The 20,708-nt window shown below is 72.3% G+C and carries 17 protein-coding genes; 4 read left to right on the top strand and 13 right to left on the bottom strand.

Going from position 1 to position 20,708, the window contains the following annotated elements; translation table 11 throughout:
- Positions 1–9: 9 nt before the first annotated feature.
- The 3 genes from AC069K_RS15575 to AC069K_RS15565 all read right to left on the bottom strand — a co-directional run bounded on the left by AC069K_RS15575 (position 10) and on the right by AC069K_RS15565 (position 4,111).
- Positions 10–1,674, bottom strand: a complete 1,665-nt coding sequence (locus AC069K_RS15575) for a carboxylesterase/lipase family protein (RefSeq protein ID WP_478616197.1) — start codon at positions 1,672–1,674, stop codon at positions 10–12.
- Positions 1,675–1,681: 7 nt separating this feature from the next.
- Entirely contained in the window at positions 1,682–2,731 is a 1,050-nt protein-coding gene (locus tag AC069K_RS15570) for an alpha/beta fold hydrolase (protein WP_478616194.1), read from the bottom strand.
- 69 nt (positions 2,732–2,800) lie between these two features.
- Complete coding sequence (locus tag AC069K_RS15565) at positions 2,801–4,111, bottom strand: esterase/lipase family protein (RefSeq protein ID WP_478616191.1); 1,311 nt, start codon at positions 4,109–4,111, stop codon at positions 2,801–2,803.
- A 299-nt stretch (positions 4,112–4,410) separates the two neighbouring features.
- Here AC069K_RS15565 and AC069K_RS15560 point away from each other — a divergent pair, with 299 nt between their 5' ends.
- Entirely contained in the window at positions 4,411–4,827 is a 417-nt protein-coding gene (locus AC069K_RS15560; RefSeq protein ID WP_478616188.1) for a hypothetical protein, read from the top strand.
- 46 nt (positions 4,828–4,873) lie between these two features.
- On the opposite strand, the gene AC069K_RS15555 is transcribed toward AC069K_RS15560, so the two are convergent.
- Positions 4,874–5,812, bottom strand: coding sequence for an acyltransferase domain-containing protein (locus tag AC069K_RS15555; protein ID WP_478616185.1), 939 nt, complete (start codon positions 5,810–5,812; stop codon positions 4,874–4,876).
- Positions 5,813–5,933: 121 nt separating this feature from the next.
- On the opposite strand from AC069K_RS15555, the gene AC069K_RS15550 reads away from it, so the two are divergent.
- Positions 5,934–6,194 carry a DUF6343 family protein gene (locus tag AC069K_RS15550; RefSeq protein WP_365113558.1) on the top strand — a complete coding sequence of 87 codons (261 nt, stop codon included), beginning with the start codon at positions 5,934–5,936 and terminating at the stop codon, positions 6,192–6,194.
- Here the strand turns inward: AC069K_RS15550 and AC069K_RS15545 are convergent.
- From AC069K_RS15545 to rpsA, 5 genes are all read right to left on the bottom strand, one after another.
- A complete protein-coding gene (locus AC069K_RS15545; RefSeq protein WP_358834893.1) occupies positions 6,191–6,562 on the bottom strand; it encodes a tetratricopeptide repeat protein in 372 nt (123 codons plus the stop codon). The two genes, AC069K_RS15550 and AC069K_RS15545, sit on opposite strands and share 4 nt — an antisense overlap.
- 93 nt (positions 6,563–6,655) lie before the next feature.
- Complete coding sequence (locus AC069K_RS15540) at positions 6,656–7,042, bottom strand: DUF3592 domain-containing protein (protein WP_365113560.1); 387 nt, start codon at positions 7,040–7,042, stop codon at positions 6,656–6,658.
- A gap of 63 nt (positions 7,043–7,105) precedes the next feature.
- Positions 7,106–7,708 carry a dephospho-CoA kinase gene (gene coaE, locus AC069K_RS15535; protein WP_365113562.1) on the bottom strand — a complete coding sequence of 201 codons (603 nt, stop codon included), beginning with the start codon at positions 7,706–7,708 and terminating at the stop codon, positions 7,106–7,108.
- Positions 7,709–7,812: 104 nt separating this feature from the next.
- A complete protein-coding gene (locus AC069K_RS15530; RefSeq protein ID WP_467874631.1) occupies positions 7,813–8,694 on the bottom strand; it encodes a PAC2 family protein in 882 nt (293 codons plus the stop codon).
- A 312-nt stretch (positions 8,695–9,006) separates the two neighbouring features.
- Entirely contained in the window at positions 9,007–10,515 is a 1,509-nt protein-coding gene (gene rpsA, locus AC069K_RS15525) for a 30S ribosomal protein S1 (protein ID WP_067157914.1), read from the bottom strand.
- A 375-nt stretch (positions 10,516–10,890) separates the two neighbouring features.
- Between rpsA and AC069K_RS15520 the strand changes: the two genes are divergently transcribed.
- Both AC069K_RS15520 and AC069K_RS15515 read left to right on the top strand, forming a co-directional pair.
- Positions 10,891–11,709 (top strand): class I SAM-dependent methyltransferase, encoded by an 819-nt coding sequence (locus AC069K_RS15520; protein ID WP_365113567.1) that lies wholly within the window; start codon positions 10,891–10,893, stop codon positions 11,707–11,709.
- A gap of 179 nt (positions 11,710–11,888) precedes the next feature.
- Complete coding sequence (locus tag AC069K_RS15515; RefSeq protein WP_478616176.1) at positions 11,889–14,507, top strand: ATP-dependent RNA helicase; 2,619 nt, start codon at positions 11,889–11,891, stop codon at positions 14,505–14,507.
- A gap of 49 nt (positions 14,508–14,556) precedes the next feature.
- On the opposite strand, the gene pgfA is transcribed toward AC069K_RS15515, so the two are convergent.
- The 4 genes from pgfA to polA all read right to left on the bottom strand — a co-directional run bounded on the left by pgfA (position 14,557) and on the right by polA (position 20,594).
- Positions 14,557–15,546: a cell envelope lipid trafficking protein PgfA gene (pgfA, locus tag AC069K_RS15510; RefSeq protein WP_478616173.1), complete on the bottom strand. Its 990-nt coding sequence runs from the start codon at positions 15,544–15,546 to the stop codon at positions 14,557–14,559.
- A 42-nt stretch (positions 15,547–15,588) separates the two neighbouring features.
- Positions 15,589–15,747, bottom strand: a complete 159-nt coding sequence (locus AC069K_RS15505; RefSeq protein WP_358834886.1) for an SPW_0924 family protein — start codon at positions 15,745–15,747, stop codon at positions 15,589–15,591.
- A 153-nt stretch (positions 15,748–15,900) separates the two neighbouring features.
- Positions 15,901–17,595, bottom strand: coding sequence for a lytic transglycosylase domain-containing protein (locus tag AC069K_RS15500; protein ID WP_478616169.1), 1,695 nt, complete (start codon positions 17,593–17,595; stop codon positions 15,901–15,903).
- A 290-nt stretch (positions 17,596–17,885) separates the two neighbouring features.
- Entirely contained in the window at positions 17,886–20,594 is a 2,709-nt protein-coding gene (gene polA / locus AC069K_RS15495; RefSeq protein ID WP_478616166.1) for a DNA polymerase I, read from the bottom strand.
- Between the last annotated feature and the right edge of the window lie 114 nt (positions 20,595–20,708).

The raw sequence follows: 20,708 nt of genomic DNA, 5'->3' as shown, positions 1-20,708 counted from the left end.
CACCGCGCCTCAGCGCACCCCCTCCCACAAGGCACGTTCCGCCGGACGCGGGTCCCGGACCAGCTCGGTCGGGGTGCGGGGCGAGCCGCCGAAGACCATCGTCGTACGGGTCGCGCGGTCATAGGCGTCCCAGCCCGGGTCGCCGGTCGCCGCGAAGGCGGCCCACGCGCCGTGCATCGCGTCCGCGAGATCCTGCGGCGGCCGGTCGCCGAGCATCGGGGCGTACACCGGGTCGCGCAGGTTGTCGAAGACGAAACCGAGCTCGGCGCCGTGGCAGGCGCCGAGCTCACCGTCGTACCGCGGCGAGCGCCGGGCGAACTCGTACACCCGTGTACCGGGGACGGACTCGGCGACGCGGATCGCCGGGATCCGGTAGAACCAGTCGGTCGCCATCGCGTCGAAGAGCTCGCCGGGTGCCGCGCCGGGACGGCCTCCGGCGTAGACGGGGAGTGCCTTGTCGGGGTCGAGTCCGTACGCCTCGGCCGTGCCGCGCAGCTTCCCTTCGCTCAGCAGGCGCAGCCGCTCGGTGGGAACCAGGAAGAGGCGGTACTCCTCCCGGTTGCTGCCGACGAGCAGGTCCACCGCGCAGTCGGCGGACGGCAGCGGCAGGGCGTCCAGGACGGGCTCGAAGGGCATCATGTTGAGCACCGCCTCGCCCCACAGCCGCGGGTCCGGGCGGGCGCCCACCGCGGCCCGCAGTCCGGCCTGGGCGGGCAGCAGCCGGGCGAAGGGCACGCGGGCGAACGCTTCGGTCAGCGCCGTCCCGGTCGCCTCGATGCCCAGCTCGGCCGCGAGGTATGCGGTGATCAGGTCGGCCGTGGCGGGCCGCAGGAAGTGGTGGGCGGCGCCGCTCTGGAGGATCGCCCGGCGGAACAGTCCACGCGCGCGGGGCAGCGCGAGCAGGACGCCGATGCTCATCGCGCCCGCCGACTCGCCGAACACGGTCACGCGGTCCGGGTCACCGCCGAAGCCCTCGATGTTGTCGCGCACCCACTCCAGGGCGGCGATCTGGTCGAGCAGCCCCCGGTTGTCCGGACGGCCCGGCAGCCGCAGGAAACCGTCCGTACCGAGGCGGTAGTTGACGTTGACGCAGACCACGCCGTCGCGCGCGAAGGCGGTGCCGTCGTACGCGGGCCCCACGCCGGATCCGTTGGAGAACGCGCCGCCGTGCAGCCAGACCATCACCGGCAGCCCGCCGCCGGGGCCGGGGTGCGGGGTCCAGACGCTGAGGTTGAGGCAGTCCTCGCCCTGGCCGCCGTCGGCGTCCGGGATCAGGGCGTCCATGGGCGGGGCGTACGGGGCCCTGGGCGCCGAGGGGCCGTGCTCGAAGGCGTCCCGTACGCCCTCCCAGGAAGCGGCGGGAGCCGGTGCGCGAAACCGCAGCGGGCCGAAGGGCGGGGCCGCGTAGGGAATGCCCAGGAAGGCCGTCACCGCCTCGCTCACGGCCCGGCCGCGCACCAGGCCCTGCCGCGTCGCGCACACGCGCGTGGCGGACGGCTCGGCCTGTTTGCGCGGCGCCACGGACCCGGTGGGGCCCTCGGGCGCGGTCGGTGCCATGGGCTCGGCCGGCGCCACGGCCGGGTTGGGCGCCACGGCCTCGGCCGGTTTGCTCGGTCCCACCGGTTTGCTCGGTTCCACCGGCCTGATCGGTCCCACCGGCTTGATCGGTTCCATCCGCGCCTCAGACTCCTTCGGCCAGCGTCTCCAGCAGGGCGGCGCCGAACTCCTCGGGGCGTTCAACGTGCACCGCGTGCCCTGCTCCGGGCACCGTGATCTCTCGTACCGCGCCGCCCACGCGCGCGTAAAGGGCGAGAACGTGCCGTGTCTGGGCGATCATCGGCTGCGCCGGGGTGCCGTCCCAGCCCGGCACCGCGCCGATCGTGCCCAGATGGGCGAGGTCGAAGAGCGAGGTGTCGGAGACGATCACGTCGTCCTCGCCGCGCACCCAGGTCACCGGTGGCTTCGCGGGGAGCCCGGCGAGAGCGGTGTGCAGGTCGTCGAGGCGGAAGTGGGTCGGGGCAAGGCAGTTGAGCACGCCGCGCGTGCCCGGGGCGACGCCGGGCCAGGCCTCGCTGGGCTTGCTGTCACCGGGGTAGTGGTCGTCGCCGAGCCGGGTGCTCAGCATCGCCTCCACGTAGTCGTCCTCCCGGTCCGGCCGTACCGGCGGCCGGACGTAGCAGCGCGCGAGGACGCTGCGGGGCGAGAGCGGTGACTCCTCGCCCCGGTCGCCCTCCGCCAGCCGCCGCACGAACTCGGGGCTGGCTGTGCCACCGCCCGAACCGGCCCCGTCCGGCGCGTTGAGACGGCCCTCCACCCCCCTGGTGCCGCCGAAGCCGTACGGGGACACCGGGTTGACGAGTGTCAGGGACCGCACCAGGGTGGGCCGGTCCCGCATGTATTGCAGCACCACACCACCGCCCATGGACCAGCCGACGAGGTGTGCGCGCTCCATATGCAACGCCTCAAGGAGTGCCGCCAGGTCGTCGGCGTAGTCGCGCAGCCCACGGGTGGCGTCCACCGGCAGCGGATCGGTGCCGCCGAACCCGCGCAGGTCGACCGCGACCGGGCGGTAGCGCTCGGGCAGGGCGAGCATGGCGTCCTGCCAGAAGGCGGACGAGGAGACGTTTCCGTGCACGAAGACGACCGGTTCGCCCGCGCTCCTGGAGGCGTCCTCCAGGATGTGCTGGGTGAGCCGGGCGGTCGGTACCCGACGTGCGGTGAGCGGGGGCATACGGCCGTCCTTCGACTTCGGGCTCTCCTGCGGAGGCAGTGGTGGGGATGCGGCGGGACGGTGACGGGCTCAGCCCAGCCAGGTGGCGACCTGGGCCTGCGAGGCGCTGTCCCAGCCCAGTTCGAGGTGGTTGGCGCCGGTCACGGTCGCCTTGCCGCCGACGGTGGCGACACCGGTCGTGTCGAGCGCGCTGGAGACGAAGACGACCCCGTCGCTCGGGCCCCGGTTCTCGTTGAAGATGCCCACGACGTCGGGCGAGCCGCCCGCCAGCAGGTACGTGGTGACGGAGGCGGGGACTCCGGCCCGCTGCAACGGGACGACGAGCGAACCCGCGTCGATGGCCGGCTGGATGCCGTCGCCGGCCGTGTAGAAGCCCTGGCCTCCGTAGTACGTCGTGTACCAGTCCTGCGCCGCCTGGTCGACGCCGTACACGCCGTCCCAGCGGGCCAGCATCTGCCGCTGCCCGGGGTAGTCGTCGTAGCCGCCGGAGGGCGTCATGGAGAACTCGGGGTGCGCGGTGTAGGTCCCGTAGCAGGTCATCCGGGAGTGCGGGGAGGGCGCGTTGATCTTGCCGCCGCACTCCGGCCAGATCGAGAAGTCGTGCGCCCAGCCGTGGGCGTACGGGTAGTCGAAGCCGCCGTTGGGGCCGCCGAGCGTGATCAGCTTCCGTACGTCACCGGCGTAGGCGCGCCCCCAGGCCGGCTTGAGGGACGAGACGTACGCGCGCGCGGAGAGCTCCCCCTTGCTCCAGCCGACCAGATCCACGCGGGCGATTCCCAGCTTCGCCCTGATGAGGGCGACGGCGTCCCCGACGGCCTGCGCCTGCATCAGGTTGTCGCCCTGCTTGTGGGCGAAGCCGATGGCGAAGACACGGTGACCGCGGGCCGCGAGGTACTGCATCATCCCGGTCGAGGGGCACGACAGGGCGCCGCAGCCGTAGCCGCCGGACTCGCCGGGGTTGGCCCAGGCCCGGTCGGCGGAGTCGTTGGCACCGTGCACCAGCAGGACGGGGGTGGCCTTCGCGCCGGTGTTCCAGCCGGGCGCCGAGTAGAGCAGGAAGCGGTCCGAGGTGGGACGGGCGACGCCTCCGAAGTACGTGACCCGGACGCCGTCCTGGTTGCCCCGCCCGTCCGGCGGATAGCCCTCGGCGCCGGGCGTCTGGAAGCCCGGGGTGGTGTCGCGGTAGCGCTCGACCCTCTCCCAGCCGTTGGTGACCGTGCCGGAGCCGTAGGAGGCCTCCAGGGACAGGTACGAGGGCGGGGCGGCGGTGCCGCTCCCCGCGGCCGTGGCCCCGGCGGTGGCGGTGCTCGTGGTGGTGGCCGTGCTTCCGGCGGTCGCGGCCCCTCCGGACGCCAGGAGCGCGCCGAGTGCCGCTGTCACGGCCAGAGCCGCTCTCCATCCCCCACGGTGTCTGCTGCGCACGTCCGGGCCCCCTTGCCTAGGCTGATCTGGCTACGACCCTGACGCTAGGCAGGCGGTACGGGAGTACGGGATGTGTGCGCACCACATAAGCGGACCGGCGGGTATGGGGACGCTCACTTGGGGAGCCATCGGCCGGGGCCGGAGGGGCGGGTAGCCCGGCCGGCCGCGCACGGGATGCCCGGGTGGCGCCGAGCGGGCAGGGTGACGGTACTGACCGCCGTACCACCCGCCGTACTCCGTACAGACGAGGACCGCCCATGTCCGTGCCTGTGTCCCCGCCCGCGCCGCGCCCCGCCGAGCCGTCCCCGTCCACGGCCCGGCGCTCGCCCCGGCGGCGATCGGCGCCCGCCGGGCGGCTCGCCCTCACCGGCGGGGCCGCGCTCCTCGCGCTCGCCGCCTCGGCCTGCGCCAACCTCGACCGTACGGCGGTCGGCACCTTCTCGTACGCGACCTCGGCGGAGCGGGTCGTCAAGATCGGCAGTCCGCCCGTCAAGGGCTGTCACCGGATGGCGCCGACGGGTGCGACGGCTGTCCACAACAACACGCTGGCGGACGTCCGCCTGTACCGGACCCTTGACTGCCGCGGCAAGGAGATGACGTACGTCCCGAGCCGCCTCGGCGACAACATCGCCCCCAACACACCGCCCTGGCGCAGCTACGCGTTCGTGCACTGACGGCGCGGGGGCCACTGCCGGACATCCCGCCCGTCCGGCCGCCGGGTCACAGCTCGAACCATCCGTGGCCGCCGTACCAGTGCCCGCCCGCGAGCAGATGGCCCGCGACCGCGCGTTCCACGGCGGTCCGCTGGAGCAGGGTCTCCACGGGCAGGTCCGGATCCCCGAAGACGAAGAAGACCGGAGTTCCGTCGTCCGGATCCGTCTCCCGGTACGGGATGTGGAACCGGCGCTGGAAGCGGACGATGTTCGACCGCTCGGGCAGGTATCTGTCCAACTGTGTGTCCAGCAGCCATGAGTGGCAGACGGCGACGCGGTAGGACTCCTCCGGGTAGTGGAGCGCGAAGAAGTCCTTGGCCAGCGCGAGGGAGGCGTCGCACGCCTCGGGCGTCAGCGGTCCGCGGCAGCCCGGGATGTGGATGCTGAGGCACGGGTCTCCGGGGCCGACCGGCAGCCCGGCGGCCCGCACCGCCTCTCCGGTGCGCCGGCCCAGCCGGGCGCGCTGGAACTGAAGCCGTCCCAGTTGGTAGAGCTCACCGCGAAAGTGGTGCCAGAGCCAGTGCGGCGCCATCAGGCCGGTGCTGCCGTGGCGCCGGCGGGTGAGGGCGAGGCAGCGTCCGAGGTCGGCGAGGGTGCGGCGGGCGATGTCCGCGGGCACGGCCCGTTCCTCGTGGTACGCGCGCGTATGCGGCAGTGCGGCGAGCAGCGTGAGGACGGGGAAGAGACGCCGGACCGCCGCCCCCGCCCCTTGTGCTCCCCCCAGATCCTCCGGAACCGGGGGAAGGTCCGGCTGGAATCCCACGTTCCCGATCTCCCGGACGAGCGCCCGCACGGACTCCCCCAGCAGCCTGCGGGCGTCCGGGTCGCCCTCCATCCGCCGCGCGACGCCCACCAGTTCGTCGATGTCCTCGTGTGGCACGGCGAGGTCGAGCAGCGTCTCGGGCAGCTCGTCCCCCGCCGGTAACCGGGCGTCCTCGTCCACCATGCGCGTCACCCTATGCGGGACACGGGTGAGGAAGGGGCGGATCACCCCGGAAGCCGGCTCACACCGGACCGCTCGAACCAGCCACCTCACGGGTAAAATCTCCCTGGAAGAGGCGATGGCCATGCGCACTGGGAGTGAACCCTCGACCGCACGCAGTCCGCTGCGGATGCGGTTCTGGCTGAGCGTGTGGGGTCTGATCTGGGCCCTGGCGGGCACGGCGGGCTTCGCCCTGGAGGGCCGCCCCGGGTGGACGGCCGCGTGCGCGGCCCTCGCCCTGCTGGTCACCATCGACCTGGCGATGATCGTTCACCACATCCACCAGGGACCCCACTACCAGCCGGGCCCGGACATCCCCCCGTACGAGCCGCCGCGACGGCGTTAGCCCTCGTCCGTGTCGAACCGGGCCGCCTCCACGTACTCCGGCTTGGGGTCCAGGGCGGCGGCGAGGCGGAAGTGGCGGACGGCCTGGTCCGGCCGGGCCGTCCGTTCGTAGGTGCGGGCCAGGGCGAAGTGGGCGAAGGCGTTGTCTGGTTCGCGCTCCAGGACCAGCTGGAACTCCAGCTCCGCCGCGCGCAGTTGCGCCGAGGCGAAGAACGCGCGGGCGCGCAGGAGACGGGCCGCGGTGTTCTCCGGGTGGGCCGCGATGACCGAGTCGAGGAGCTTCACCGCGCCGCGAGGGTCCCGGGCGGCCAGCAGCTGCTCCGCCGCGCGGAAGTCGATGACGTGCGTTTCCGGGGTGCTCTCGGCCACGGTCGAGTCCTTTCCCTCGCTGCGCGTTGACAACGCACTGCCCAGTTCCCGTATTCCGTACTCCTTCTCTCCGTCACGGAGTGCCAGGCCCGCTCACAGCGCGGCGACCGCCAGGATCAGGCCCACTGCCGCTACGGCGGCTCCCGCCGCTATGAACGTACGGTCGAGGCCGGTTCGTTCCCGGCCCAGCAGAACGACCTCGCGCGGGTCGGCCGGGTCGTAGGAGAGGTGGACGCGGCCGCCGGGCGTCAGCGGCTCGCGGCGCGTGGGCGGTACGGGGGACGGCAGCTCCAGGACGCGGCCGTCGGCCGTCTCGTACTGGAGGAGGGGGCGCCCGGACCCGGGCGGGGCGGGCTTGACCAGCGCCCAGACGGCGTCGCCCGCCGCCGCGAGGCGCCGGGTCTCGCGCAGTCCGTACGCACCGGCCAGCAGCGCCACCAGCCCGCCGAAGACCGTGAAACCCGCCAGTACGAAGAGCACACCGGGATCGTAATCCCGGGAGGCGCGGCGGTGCGGCGATTTGAGACTTCCCGCCGACGGGTCCTAGCGGGCGTCGGCGCGCTCCACGAGCTCGGCCCACACCTTGGCGACCTGCGGCTCCAGCGCCTCCAGGGGGCCGTCGTTGTCGATGACCAGATCCGCCACGGCGAGGCGCTGTGCACGCGTCGCCTGGGCCGCCATCCGGGCCTCGGCCTCGGCCTTCGCCATGCCGCGCAGCCGGGTCAGCCGGTCGAGCTGGGTTGCGGGCGCGGCGTCGACGACCACCACGAGGTCGTACAGGGGCGCCAAGCCGTTCTCGGTCAGCAGCGGAACGTCGTGGATCACGACCGAGTCCGGGCCCGCGGCCGCCTCCAGCTCCGCCGAGCGCGCGCCCACCAGCGGATGGACGATGCCGTTCAGGACCGCGAGCTTCGCGGGGTCGGCGAAGACGATCGCGCCCAGGGCGGGACGGTCCAGGGTGCCGTCCGCCGCGAGGATCCCGCCGCCGAACGCCTCGACCACCGCCGCCAGGCCCGCCGTTCCGGGCTCGACGACCTCTCGGGCGATCTTGTCGGCGTCGATCAGCACCGCCCCGTAGGAGACGAGCATCCGCGACACTTCGCTCTTGCCGGCGCCGATTCCGCCGGTCAGGCCCACCTTCAGCATGAGCGGCAGCCTAGGGGATACCGCCGACGCCATCGGTAAGAGGTCCGCGGGTGGCACGACCCGCGGACCTCTCGCCGACTACGGCGGTCATCGCCCGGCCCTCGTCAGAGGTCTCCCTCGCGCTCCGCGAGGAACCGCTCGAACTCCCGGCCCAGTTCGTCGGCGGACGGCAGGTCCGCCGGTTCGGCCACCAGGTTGCCCCGGGTCTCGGCGCCCGCGACCGCGTCGTACTGGTGCTCAAGTCCCTGCACCAGCGTGACGAGTTCCTCGTCGCCCTCGCCGATCTGGCGCTCGATCTCCGTCTGGGTGCGCTGCGCCTCGGTGCGCAGCCCGTGGGCGATGCTCGGCAGCACCAGGCCGGTGGCGGCCGTGATCGCCTCCAGGGCGGTCAGCGCCGCGTCCGGGTAGGCGGAGCGCGCCACGTAGTGCGGGACGTGCGTGGCCACGCCGAGGACGTCGTGCCCGGCCTCCATCAGGCGGTACTCGATCAACGACTCGGCGCTGCCGGGCACTTGCGCCTCGTCGAAGGGCGAGCGGTGACCGGGCATCAGATCGGTGCGATTGCCGTGCGGCGTGATGCCGACGGGGCGGGTGTGCGGAACGCCCATCGGGATGCCGTGGAAGTTGACCGAAAGGCGTACGCCGAGGCGCTCCACGATCTGCCGTACGGCGACCGCGAACCGCTCCCACTCCACGTCCGGCTCGGGGCCCGACATCAGCAGGAACGGCGCGCCCGTGGCGTCCTGCACCAGGCGCACCTCGATCGCGGGCGTCTCGAAGTCGGCCCAGCGGTCCCGCTTGAACGTCAACAGCGGTCGGCGGGCGCGGTAGTCGACGAGTCTGTCGTGGTCGAAGCGGGCCACCACCTGGTGGGGCAGGCTGTCCAACAGCTTCCCGACGATCTGCTCGCCGGTCTCACCCGCATCGATGTATCCGTCGAAGTGGTACAGCATGACCAGGCCGGCCGACTCCTGCGCGAGCGCCATGTCGACGACTGCGAGGCCCTTCGGCTCCCATTCGTACAAACCCTGCGGATCAAGCACGATTACCGCTCCTCCTCGTGTTCGTAGGGAAGAACGCCCCATGCGACAGCGGCATTCCCGCGCGCGTCCGTTTCACATGCTGTTCTCACTGCGGCCGGTGCGGGACCCCGGCCGCGATTTCCGGCCGCTGGTCCGGACCTTGACATGCCCACACGGAAGGCGTCCCGCAGGGCCGTGGGGCGGGAACGAGTAAGGCCCGCTCCCCCATGGGGAGCGGGCCTTACCTTCGGCTATCTACCGACCGGGGTCAGAGCGTCAGCTCTGGCCGCCCGCCAGCTTCTCGCGCAGGGCAGCCAGGGCCTCGTCCGACGCCAGGGCGCCGGAGTTGTCGTCCGACTCCGAGGAGTACGAACCACCCGAGATGCCGGCACCGGCGTTGCCACCGGCGGCCGGGGCGGCAGCGCCCTCGGCAGCGGCGGCCTCGTCGGCCTCGCGGGACTTGATGACCTGGGCCTGGTGCTGCTCGAAGCGCTGCTGCGCCTCGGCGTACTGGCCCTCCCACGCCTCGCGCTGGGTCTCGTAGCCCTCGAGCCAGTCGTTGGTCTCGGGGTCGAAGCCCTCGGGGTAGATGTAGTTGCCCTGGTCGTCGTAGGACGCGGCCATGCCGTACAGGGTCGGGTCGAACTCGACCGACGCCGGGTCGGCACCGAAGGACTCGTTGGCCTGCTTCAGGGACAGCGAGATCCGGCGACGCTCGAGGTCGATGTCGATGACCTTGACGAAGATCTCGTCGTTGACCTGGACGACCTGCTCCGGGATCTCCACGTGGCGCTCGGCCAGCTCGGAGATGTGGACCAGGCCCTCGATGCCCTCGTCGACGCGCACGAACGCACCGAACGGAACGAGCTTGGTGACCTTACCGGGGACGACCTGCCCGATCTGGTGCGTACGGGCGAACTGCTGCCACGGGTCCTCCTGCGTCGCCTTCAGCGACAGGGAGACACGCTCGCGGTCCATGTCGACGTCGAGGACCTCGACGGTGACTTCCTGGCCGACCTCGACAACCTCGGACGGGTGGTCGATGTGCTTCCAGGACAGCTCGGAGACGTGCACGAGACCGTCGACGCCACCCAGGTCCACGAAGGCACCGAAGTTGACGATCGAGGAGACGACGCCGGAGCGGACCTGACCCTTCTGCAGGGTGGTGAGGAACGTCTGGCGAACCTCGGACTGGGTCTGCTCGAGCCAGGCGCGGCGGGACAGGACCACGTTGTTGCGGTTCTTGTCCAGCTCGATGATCTTCGCCTCGAGCTCCTTGCCCACGTAGGGCTGGAGGTCGCGGACACGACGCATCTCGACGAGAGAGGCCGGCAGGAAGCCACGGAGGCCGATGTCGAGGATGAGACCACCCTTGACGACCTCGATGACGGTACCGGTGACGATGCCGTCTTCTTCCTTGATCTTCTCGATCGTGCCCCAGGCACGCTCGTACTGAGCGCGCTTCTTGGACAGGATCAGACGGCCTTCCTTGTCCTCCTTCTGGAGAACCAGGGCCTCGATCTCGTCGCCGACCTTGACGACCTCGTTCGGGTCGACGTCGTGCTTGATCGAGAGCTCGCGGCTCGGGATCACGCCTTCGGTCTTGTAACCGATGTCGAGCAGGACCTCGTCCCGGTCGACCTTCACGATGACGCCGTCGACGATGTCGCCGTCGTTGAAGTACTTGATCGTCTCGTCGATCGCGGCGAGGAAGGCTTCCTCGTTACCGATGTCGTTGACCGCTACCTGCGGAGTGGTAGAGGTGGTCTCGGTGCTGCTCGTCATGTGGGAAAGGGCTCCGGTTACGGACAGAAAGTCGTAGGTACTGCCACGCCGAGAGCCCGTATCGCCTCTGCAGAAGCCGGACAGCCTGGGAAGCGCCTATCCGGGTCGGTCCGGATGGCGCCTCGACAACCGAGGGGACATACAACAGATGGAAGCGCGCCTGCTAGGTCTGAGGTGCGCAGGCTCGCAGCGCAACTTGTAGCATACGGGGGCAGCCGGACAGGGTCAATGCGCGAAGGCGCACACCCGGGGAGGATCCCCGCATTCCCGGCACAACTGAGGTTCTCCGAGGCCACGCTGACCCATAAAGGCCCAGCAGAAGTCGTTGGGCCGAACACGTGCTCGCGCTCTGCGCAAACTACAACGACGGACACGATGATCCAAGAGTACGAGGCCGAATACGAGCCGGACGCGACGCGGCGTGACGCCGACGACGCGGAGAGCAGCCGGGCGAGCCGGGGCTGGTGGGACCGGAACGCCGACGAGTACCAGACCGATCACGGAGCGTTCCTCGGGGACGACCGTTTCGTCTGGGGCCCCGAGGGGCTGGACGAGGCGGACGCGGCGCTGCTCGGCCCGGCGGAGTCGCTGAAGGGGCGGGACGTCCTGGAGATCGGCGCCGGGGCGGCCCAGTGCTCGCGCTGGCTGGCCGCCCAGGGCGCCCGGCCGGTCGCCCTGGACCTCTCGCACCGCCAGCTCCAGCACGCCCTGCGCATCGACGGCGGAACGATTCCGCTGGTGGAGGCGGACGCGGGCGCCCTCCCCTTCGCGGACGGCTCCTTCGACCTGGCGTGCTCCGCGTACGGGGCAGTCCCGTTCGTCGCGGATCCCGTGCGGGTCTTCCGTGAGGTGCGGCGGGTGCTGCGTCCCGGCGGCCGCTGGGTCTTCAGCGTCACGCACCCCATCCGCTGGGCGTTCCCGGACGAGCCGGGGCCGGAGGGGCTGAGCGTGGCGGCGTCCTACTTCGACCGCACGCCGTACGTGGAGCAGGACGAGGCCGGGCAGGCGGTGTACGTCGAGCACCACCGGACGCTGGGCGACCGGGTCCGGGACGTGGTGGCCGGCGGTTTCCGGCTGGTCGACCTGGTCGAGCCGGAGTGGCCGGCGTGGAACACGCAGGAGTGGGGCGGCTGGTCCCCGCTGCGCGGGAACCTGATCCCGGGCACGGCGATCTTCGTGTGCGAGCGGGACTAGGCGCGTCCGTTCCCCGGCGGCGGAGGGCGCGACACCGCGGATGACGCGGACAACGCAGATACCGCAGGCACCGCAGATACCGCAGACGACACAGCCCCTTCAGTCATACAAACCCACAAACCAGCTGGTCTGTGGATGACCGGCGACGGGGCCGGGCCGGGACGTACGAGACTGTGGTCGTGATCCGAACCGACGCGATCGAGCGTCTTCCCGTTCGCCATGCCGTGCCCGAGCTGCTGAGCGCACTCGACGGGCGCGGCACGGCGGTCCTGTCCGCGCCCCCGGGCACCGGCAAGACCACGCTGGTGCCGTTGGCGCTGGCCGGGCTGACCGGGGCCGGGCCGCGGCGGCGGGTGCTGGTGGCCGAGCCGCGGCGGATGGCGGTCCGGGCCGCCGCCCGCCGGATGGCCTGGCTGCTGGGCCAGGAGGTCGGCGACGCCGTCGGATTCTCCGTGCGCGGGGAGCGGCGCACCGGACCCGGCACGGTCGTCGAAGTGGTGACCACCGGCGTCCTGCTGCAACGGCTCCAGCGCGACCCGGAGCTCGCGGGGGTGGACGTGGTGCTGCTCGACGAGTGCCATGAGCGCCACCTCGACGCGGACACCGCGATCGCCTTCCTCGTGGACGTACGGGACGCCCTGCGCCCGGAGCTCCAGCTGATCGCGGCGTCCGCCACCAGCGACGCGGAGGCCTGGTCGCGACTTCTGACGGTCGCCGACGGCTCGGGGCCCGCCCCGGTGGTGCGGAGTACGGGACAGGGCCATGGGGCGGCGATCCGCTACGCCCCGCCGCCCGCCGGGATCCGCCCGGCCCACGGCACCTGGGTGGACCCGCAACTGCTGCGCCATGTCGCGGCGACGGTCCGGCTGGCCCTGGAGGAGCACGAAGGCGATGTCCTCTGCTTCCTGCCGGGCACCGGCGAGATCGCCCGGACGGCCGGGATGCTGGACGGGGTGGACGCGGAGGTCCTCCAGTTGCACGGGCGGGCTCCTGCGGCGGTCCAGGACGCGGTGCTGCGGGGCGGCGAGGGGCGCCGGCGGGTGGTCCTGGCGACCTCCGTGGCCGAATCCAGTCTGACCGTGCCGGGGGTACGGATCGTGGTCGACTCGGGGCTGGCCCGCGAGCCGCGCGTGGACCACGCCCGGGGCCTCGGGTCGCTGGCGACCGTGTCGGTGTCGGACGCCGGGGCGACCCAGCGCCTCGGCCGGGCGGGCCGGGAGGCGTTCGGCACGGTGTACCGGTGCTGGGCGCCGGCCGACGACGTCCGGCGCCCTCGTTTCCCCTCCCCCGAGATCAAGATCGCGGACCTGGCGTCCTTCGCCCTGCGGGCGGCGTGCTGGGGCGATCCGAGCGCACAGGGGCTGGCACTGCTCGACGCCCCGCCGGCCGGGGCGATGGCCGCGGCCCGTTCCGTCCTGACCGCGATCGGTGCGGTGGACGAGGACGGCCGGGCCACTGATCGGGGCGTACGGATGGCGAGGCTCGGGGTGCATCCCCGGCTGGCCCGCGCGCTCCTCGACGGCGCGGCCGAGGTGGGCGCGCGCCGGGCGGCCGAGGTGGTGGCGCTGCTGAGCGAGGAGCCACCGAGGGAGTACGGGGACGACCTGGCGGCGGCGTGGCGCACGGCCCGCCGGGGCGGCGACGGATACGGGGCGCGCTGGCGCCAGGAAGTACGGCGGCTGACGTCTGCGGTCACGGGGGCGGGTTCCCTGTCACCGTCCGCCGGGAACCCCGGCTCCGGCAGCCCGCCGGGGCCGGCATCCGGTCAGGGGCAGGGGCCCGGCGCGGGTGCGGAGGCGGGGTCGGCGTCGTCGGGGACGGGGACGGACGATGCCGTCGCTGGGCTGGTCACCGCGCTGGCGTTTCCGGAGCGGGTGGCCCGGGCTCGGGGTGAGGGCTCGTTCCTGATGGTGTCCGGCACCCGGGCCGAGGTGGGCCAGGGGTCCGGGCTGCGCAGTGCGGAGTGGCTGGCGGTGGCCGTGGCGGACCGGCCGGTGCAGGCCGCCTCGGCGCGGGTGCGGCTGGCCGCGGTCGTGGACGAGGGCATCGCACGGTCGGTGGCCGGACCGCTGGGGGTGGAGGGTGAGGAGGTGCATTGGGAGGACGGCGACGTGGTCGCCCGTCAGGTGGCGCGGCTGGGTGTGGTGGAGCTGTCGGTGCGGCCGCTGAAGCAGCCCGACCCCGCTCTGGTGCGCCAGGCGCTCCTGGACGGCCTGGCGAGGGAGGGCACGGGCTTGCTGCGGTGGTCGCGGGATGCCGTGGGGCTGCGGGAGCGGTTGGCGTTCCTGCACCGGACGCTGGGCGAGCCGTGGCCGGACGTGTCGGAGGAGGCACTGCTCGCGCGGGCCGAGGAGTGGCTGGAGCCGGAGCTGTCCCGGGCACGGCGCCGGGCGGACCTGGGACGGCTGGACGCCGGGCAGGCGCTGACGCGGCTGCTGCCTTGGGCGGGCGGCGAGGCGGCGCGGCTGGACGAGCTGGCCCCGGAGCGCATCGAGGTGCCGAGCGGGTCGCGGATCAGAGTGGAGTACGGGGGCGCCCAGCCGGTGCTCGCGGTGAAACTCCAGGAGATGTTCGGGTTGGAGGGGACGCCGGAGGTCGCCGGGGTGCCCGTGCTCATACATCTGCTGTCCCCGGCGGGCCGGCCCGCCGCCGTCACCGCCGACCTGGCGAACTTCTGGCGGGAGGGGTACCGGGCGGTCCGCGCCGAGCTGCGCGGGCGCTATCCCAAGCACCCCTGGCCGGAGGACCCCTCTCAGGCTCGGCCGACGCGCCACACCAACGCCCGGCTCAAACGCTGACCTGTGAAAACACGGGCGGGGCTTCCCTGGCGGCCGACGGGGGCCGGGTTCACGCGCCGACCGGCTCGGGTTCGGTGCGGGGGGTCGGGGCCGAGGTGGCGAGGCGGCGGCCGCGGGCCTCCAGCCACAGGGAGAGGGCGAGCAGGGCGCCGCCGAGTCCGGCGAAGCCCCAGGGGAGGTAGGAGGTGAGCAGCAGGACCAGGGTGCGGTTCTTCTTGATCAGCGCGACCGTGTGGTCGACGTAGTCCTCGCGCATCTTCACATGACCGGAGAAGGCGGTGATCTTGTCTTGGCCGAACAGAGCCGTGGCGTTGCGGAGCTCCTCCTGGTGGATCTCCTCGCCGTTGACCGGTCCACCGGTCACGGGGTCGATCCAGAACATCCGCTTGGTGGAGTACCACCGGGTCAGACCGGTCTGCTTGGCGACCTCGGGGGTGACGCCGAGGGGCATCGCCTTGGGGAAGGGGACCTGGGTCCAGGGGACGGTCTGCTCGAAGTAATAGACCTTCAGGCCGTGGAAGGTCGTCGTGCCCCTGTAGTGGATGGGGGCGGTGGTGCGGGTCTGGGCGTCGAAGTACTCGTAATCCCGTTTCTCGGTGAGGAAGGGCCACTTGAACTCCAGTCCCTCGCGCCTGACCGGGTCGCCGTCGACCATCTCGCCGGTGGCGTGGACGGGGGCCTGGCTGTGGGCGTCGAAGACATAGCGCTCGGGGATCTTGGAGACGAACTGGCCCTTGTCGTCGAGGACATACGTCAGCGAGTCCCATACGACGACGTCCCTGCCCGCGGTCTTCTCGATCTTCCGGGACTCCTCGACGTCGCCCTTGAGGGTCTGCACGATCGTCACCTTGGGGACCGTCACGGACCTGAACCGCTGGTAGTCGATGAGGGTGGCGTTCCTGGCCTCCAGGACCGTCTCCTGGTACTGGCTGGGCGGGACCTTGGCGAGCCGGGGGAAGGCATACCAGCGCAGCAGCGGTGAGAGGGCCGCGAAGAAGACGGCGAGGGCGAGCAGGATCAGGCTGGCTTTGCGTCGCATGCGGCCGGCTCTCCTCTACGTCTTCTACTGCTTCTACTTCTTCTACTGCTTCCCGGGCGGGACGGCCCCGGGGGCGGTGGGGACGGTGGTGAGAAGGGGCTTGGGCGAGGTGGTGCCCTCGGGGCCGCCGATCGCGGTGACGGTCAGGACGATGGCGAGGGCGGCGGCGAGCCCGATGGCCGCGGCGACGAGGGCGCGCATGCTCGGCCTCCCGGAGCTGATGGAGCGTCAGGATTGGGGCACGGTAGCAACGCGGGGGTGAGATGAGAACACGTGGGACCGCCCCCGCTGCACTGGCGGCAGCGGGGGCGGTCCGTGGACGACGGCGGCGGGAGGCCGCGGGAGGCGAGGCGGTCAGGCGACCTTGAGCTGGACGTCGAGGGTGCCGCCGCCGGGGGTGGTGAGGCGGAGCACGAAGGTCCCGGTCTGGCCGTCCGCGTAGATCTTCGGGAGCCGCAGCACACCCTTGGCGTCGGTCTTCAGGTCCTTGAGGGACCGGAGGGGGTTGCCCTTCTCGTCCTTGAAGTAGGGGCCCTTGTCGTTGACCTTGGCGTCGGCGACCGGGGTGCCGGCGGCGGGCGCCTCGGGCGTGACGATCATCGCGGCGGAGACGGCGATACCGGGGACGACGGCTCCCTTGTACGTGGCCTTGACCTCCACGTAGTTGGCGAACTCCGCGCCGGGGGCGGCCGTCAGCTCCTTGGTGTCGGTGCGCGCGAGGGCGTCCGCCTGGCGGGCGTTGACGGTGGCCGTCCACGTGATCTCGGGCAGGCCGGTACCGGCGACGGTGGCCCGGACGGTGAAGGTGCCGCTCTGCTCGCCCGCCAGCAGGGCGGGGGCGGTGGCGCGGCCGTCGGCTCCGGTGGTGACCGTGACCTGGGTGGCGCCGTCCGGGAAGCGGGCGTCGGTGGTGCCGGTGATCTGGAAGCGGACGGTGGCCTTGCCCATCGGCCGGCCGAACTGGTCCTTGACCCGTGCCGTGGGCCGGGCCTCGAACGAGGTGCCCGCGGTGGCGGTCAGGGACGCGGTGCCCGCGTCCTCGAACGTGCTGGCCTTCTTCGACGGCAGCGGCCTGGGCGAGCTGGGCTCGCTCGGGGTCGGCTTGGCGGGCTCCGGGTGCGTCGGCTTGGGGCTCGGCCTGGACGGGCTCGGCTTCGGCGTCGGGGTGGGGCTCGCCGGGTGCGGAGCCGGGGTCGGGACCGTGCGGGCGGGGCGGCGGGCCGGGGTGTCGCTGCGGCTGCCGGGCAGCACGCCCGTACCGTTCGGGATCTCGTGCGTGCCGCGCTTGTAGTAGTCGAACCACGACTGGACCGTCGTCAGGTACGTCCGCGAGTGGTTGTAGCTGAGAATTGCCTCGTCCAGCTTGGACTGGACGGCGAGGTCGCGGTTGCCGCACAGGTAATAGGCGGTGGCCAGCGAGGCGTCATAGATGTTGTTGGGGTCCTTGCGGCCGTCGCCGTTGCCGTCGCGGCCGGAGCTCGCCCAGGTGGAGGGGATGAACTGCATGGGGCCGACGGCGCGGTCGTGGACCGCGTCACCGTCGTAGACGCCGCTGTCGGTGTCGGTGATGTTCGCGAAGCCGGCGCCGTTGAGGACCGGGCCCAGGATCGGGCTGAGGGTGGTGCCGTTGGCGTCGACCTGACCGCCGTTGGCCTGGCCGGACTCGACCTTGCCGATGGCCGCGAGTATCTCCCAGGGGAGGTGGCAGGAGGCCCGGTCGCGGGCGAGCTCGGCCTCGGCCTTCTTGTAGGCGTCGAGGATGGTCGCGGGTATGCCCTGCTGGTCGGCGCCGAGGACGGGCGAACCGGTACTCGGGGTGGCCGGCGGGTTCGGGGAGACGAGGGGCGGGAGGTCCGTGTAGTACGGCGAGTTGCCGCTGGCCGGGGCTCCGGGGGGAGGCGTCGGGGTGCCGGACGCCGCGTGTTCACCCGCCGGGCCGTCGGCCAGGACTCCGGGGCCCTGGGAGGCGGAGAGCGCCGCCACCGCCGCCGCGGCCACAGCGGTCGTGGTCGCCCCCTTGCGCAGCCGTCGACCGATCTGCGGTGCCATGTGTCCAGCCCCTCCCCGTGGTCAGCAGTTCGCGCTCCCCAGCGCAGGCTCCTGGAGACCCTAACGGACCCACCGGGTGCCGCGACACCGCCCCTTGACCCTTATTCACCTTTTCACCGCTTCGTCACCCCTGAGCCGCCGGGATATGGCGAGGAATCGGTTGTCGCTCGACCTCTCCGTGGGCTATCGCGCCAGGGCGTCCGCGCGGCGGCTGCCGTGCGGCGGCCTGCCCGCCGGGTGCGGCTCCCGGCGGGCAGGTCCTCTTGTCTCCGGCGCTCTCGGCCCCGTGCTCAGTGCGCGGCGGACTCCCAGTCCGCGCCCGCGCCCACCGACACGTCCAGCGGGGCACGCAGCGACACCGCGGCGGCCATCTCCCGGCGGACCAGCGCCTCGACCTTCTCGCGCTCGCCGGGGGCGACCTCCAGGACGATTTCGTCGTGCACCTGGAGCAGCAGCCGGGAGTCGAGGCCCGCCTCGGTCAGCGCCCGGTCCACCCTGAGCATGGCGACCTTGACGATGTCCGCCGCCGTGCCCTGGATCGGGGCGTTGAGCGCCATCCGCTCGGCCATCTCGCGGCGCTGGCGGTTGTCGCTGTTGAGGTCCGGCAGATAGCGGCGGCGGCCCAGCATCGTCTCCGTGTAACCGGTCGCCCTGGCCTCCTCCACCACGCGCTGGAGATAGTCCCGTACGCCGCCGAAGCGCTCGAAGAAGGTGTCCATCAGGCCGCGCGCCTCGGCCGCCTCGATGTTCAGCTGCTGGGAGAGGCCGAACGCGGAGAGGCCGTAGGCCAGGCCGTACGACATGGCCTTGATCTTTCGGCGCATCTCCGGGTCGACCTGGGTCTTGTCGACGCCGAAGACCTGGGAGGCGACCGTGGTGTGCAGGTCCTCGCCCGAGGTGAAGGCCTCGATGAGGCCCGCGTCCTCCGAGAGGTGGGCCATCACCCGCAGCTCAATCTGGCTGTAGTCGGCGGTGAGCAGCGACTCGAAACCCTCGCCGACCACGAAGCCGCGGCGGATGGCGCGGCCCTCGTCCGTACGCACCGGGATGTTCTGGAGGTTGGGGTCGGTGGAGGAGAGGCGGCCGGTCGCGGCGACCGTCTGGTTGAAGGTGGTGTGGATGCGGCCGTCCGCCGCGACGGTCTTGATCAGACCCTCGACGGTGACGCGGAGCTTCGCCTGCTCGCGGTGGCGCAGCATGATGACCGGCAGCTCGTGCTCGGTCTGGGCGGCCAGCCACGCCAGCGCGTCGGCGTCCGTCGTGTAGCCCGTCTTGGTCTTCTTGGTCTTGGGCAGGGCGAGCTCGCCGAAGAGGACTTCCTGGAGCTGCTTGGGCGAGCCCAGGTTGAACTCGTGGCCCACCGAGGCGTGGGCCTCCTTCACGGCCTGCTGCACCGCGCCCGCGAACTGCTGCTCCATCGCCTCCAGATGGGCGCGGTCGGCCGCGATGCCGTACCGCTCCATCTTGGCGAGGAGGGCGGAGGTGGGCAGCTCGACGTCGTGGAGCAGTTCGGCGGCGCCGACCTCCTTGAGCCGCTCGGTGAAGGCCTCGCCCAGGTCCAGGACCGCGCGCGCCTGGGTCATCAGGGCCTCGGCCTCGGCCTGGTCGTCGGTGCCGAAGGCGAGCTGGCCGTCGACGGCTGCCGGGGCGAGCTCGCGCCCCAGGTACTCCACGGAGAGCGCGTCCAGGGCGAAGGAGCGGCGGCCGGGCTTGACCAGGTACGCGGCGAGCGCCGTGTCCATGGTGACGCCCGCGACGCTCCAGCCGTGCTCGGGGAAGACCCGCATCGCGGCCTTGGCGTTGTGCAGGACCTTCGGCCGGGCGGCGTCCGCGATCCAGGCGGCGAAGGCGCGCTCGTCCGCCTCGTCGAGCTCGGAGGGGTCGAACCAGGCGGCCGGACCGTCGGCGGCGGCCAGCGCGATCTCGCTCACACTGCCCGTGCCGAGCGCCCAGGCGTCCACGGTGGCCAGGCCCAGCGGCCCCGAGCCGTGCTCGGCGAGCCAGGGGGCGAGCTCGCCCGCGCCCAGCACCGCGCCGTCCAGCTCCACACCGGCGGCGGGGGCCGGGGCCTCCTGCTCGCCCTCGCCCGGGTCGACCGCGAGCAGCCGCTCGCGCAGCGAGGCGTTGCGGATCTCCAGCACGTCCAGGACGCCGATCAGCGCCGTCCGGTCGTACGGCAGGCGCTCCAGGTCGGCGGGGGCCTTGGGCAGCTCCACGTCGCGCACCATCTCGGTGAGGCGGCGGTTGAGGCTGACGGACTCCAGGTGGTCCCTGAAGTTCTGCCCGGCCTTGCCCTTGACCTCGTCCGCGCGCGCGACCAGCTGCTCGAAGGAGCCGAACTGGTTGATCCACTTCGCGGCGGTCTTCTCGCCCACGCCCGGGATGCCCGGCAGGTTGTCGGACGGGTCGCCGCGCAGCGCCGCGAAGTCCGGGTACTGCCGCGGGGTCAGGCCGTACTTCTCCTCGACCTTCTCCGGGGTGAAGCGGGTCAGCTCGGAGACGCCCTTGGTGGGGTAGAGCACGGTCACGTGCTCGGAGACCAGCTGGAAGGCGTCGCGGTCGCCGGTGACGATGAGGACCTCGAAGCCCTCGGCCTCGGCCTGGGTGGCGAGCGTCGCGATGACGTCGTCGGCCTCGAAGCCCTCGGTCGCGAAGCGCGGGGCGTTCATCGCGTCCAGGAGCTCGCCGATCAGCTCGACCTGGCCGCGGAACTCGTCGGGGGTCTTGGAGCGGTTCGCCTTGTACTCGGGGAACTCCTCGGAGCGCCACGTCTTGCGCGACACGTCGAACGCCACCGCGAAGTGCGTGGGCGACTCGTCACGCAGCGTGTTCGCCAGCATCGACATGAAGCCGTACACGGCGTTGGTCGGCTGACCCGCGCCGGTCGTGAAGTTCTCCGCGGGCAGCGCGAAGAACGCCCGGTACGCCAGGGAGTGCCCGTCCATGAGGAGCAGGCGCGGTCGGTTGTCAGGGGTCTTCTTCGATGCCGTCTCAGCCACGTCCCCGATCCTGCCACGCCCCACTGACAATCCCCGCCAGTGTGCGGCGGGGACCGCGCCGGGGCCGTTGTCAGTGGTCCGTGACAGGATCGGAACCGTACGTATCGCACACGT

It is taken from the genome of Streptomyces sp. NPDC043908, assembly GCF_056435525.1.
Note: the sequence above shows the minus strand (reverse complement) of the source record. Positions and strands in the feature narration are given on the sequence as shown.

What these genes read in the sequence shown, in the direction of transcription:
- AC069K_RS15500 (WP_478616169.1), bottom strand. Translation starts at nt 17,595, where the DNA reads ATGGCACCGCAGATCGGTCGACGGCTGCGCAAGGGGGCGACCACGACC.
- AC069K_RS15550 (WP_365113558.1), top strand. Translation starts at nt 5,934, where the DNA reads ATGCGCACTGGGAGTGAACCCTCGACCGCACGCAGTCCGCTGCGGATG.
- AC069K_RS15560 (WP_478616188.1), top strand. Translation starts at nt 4,411, where the DNA reads ATGTCCGTGCCTGTGTCCCCGCCCGCGCCGCGCCCCGCCGAGCCGTCC.
- AC069K_RS15520 (WP_365113567.1), top strand. Translation starts at nt 10,891, where the DNA reads ATGATCCAAGAGTACGAGGCCGAATACGAGCCGGACGCGACGCGGCGT.
- AC069K_RS15570 (WP_478616194.1), bottom strand. Translation starts at nt 2,731, where the DNA reads ATGCCCCCGCTCACCGCACGTCGGGTACCGACCGCCCGGCTCACCCAG.
- AC069K_RS15530 (WP_467874631.1), bottom strand. Translation starts at nt 8,694, where the DNA reads ATGGCGCTCGCGCAGGAGTCGGCCGGCCTGGTCATGCTGTACCACTTC.
- AC069K_RS15575 (WP_478616197.1), bottom strand. Translation starts at nt 1,674, where the DNA reads ATGGAACCGATCAAGCCGGTGGGACCGATCAGGCCGGTGGAACCGAGC.
- AC069K_RS15505 (WP_358834886.1), bottom strand. Translation starts at nt 15,747, where the DNA reads ATGCGCGCCCTCGTCGCCGCGGCCATCGGGCTCGCCGCCGCCCTCGCC.
- coaE (WP_365113562.1), bottom strand. Translation starts at nt 7,708, where the DNA reads ATGCTGAAGGTGGGCCTGACCGGCGGAATCGGCGCCGGCAAGAGCGAA.
- pgfA (WP_478616173.1), bottom strand. Translation starts at nt 15,546, where the DNA reads ATGCGACGCAAAGCCAGCCTGATCCTGCTCGCCCTCGCCGTCTTCTTC.
- AC069K_RS15555 (WP_478616185.1), bottom strand. Translation starts at nt 5,812, where the DNA reads ATGGTGGACGAGGACGCCCGGTTACCGGCGGGGGACGAGCTGCCCGAG.
- rpsA (WP_067157914.1), bottom strand. Translation starts at nt 10,515, where the DNA reads ATGACGAGCAGCACCGAGACCACCTCTACCACTCCGCAGGTAGCGGTC.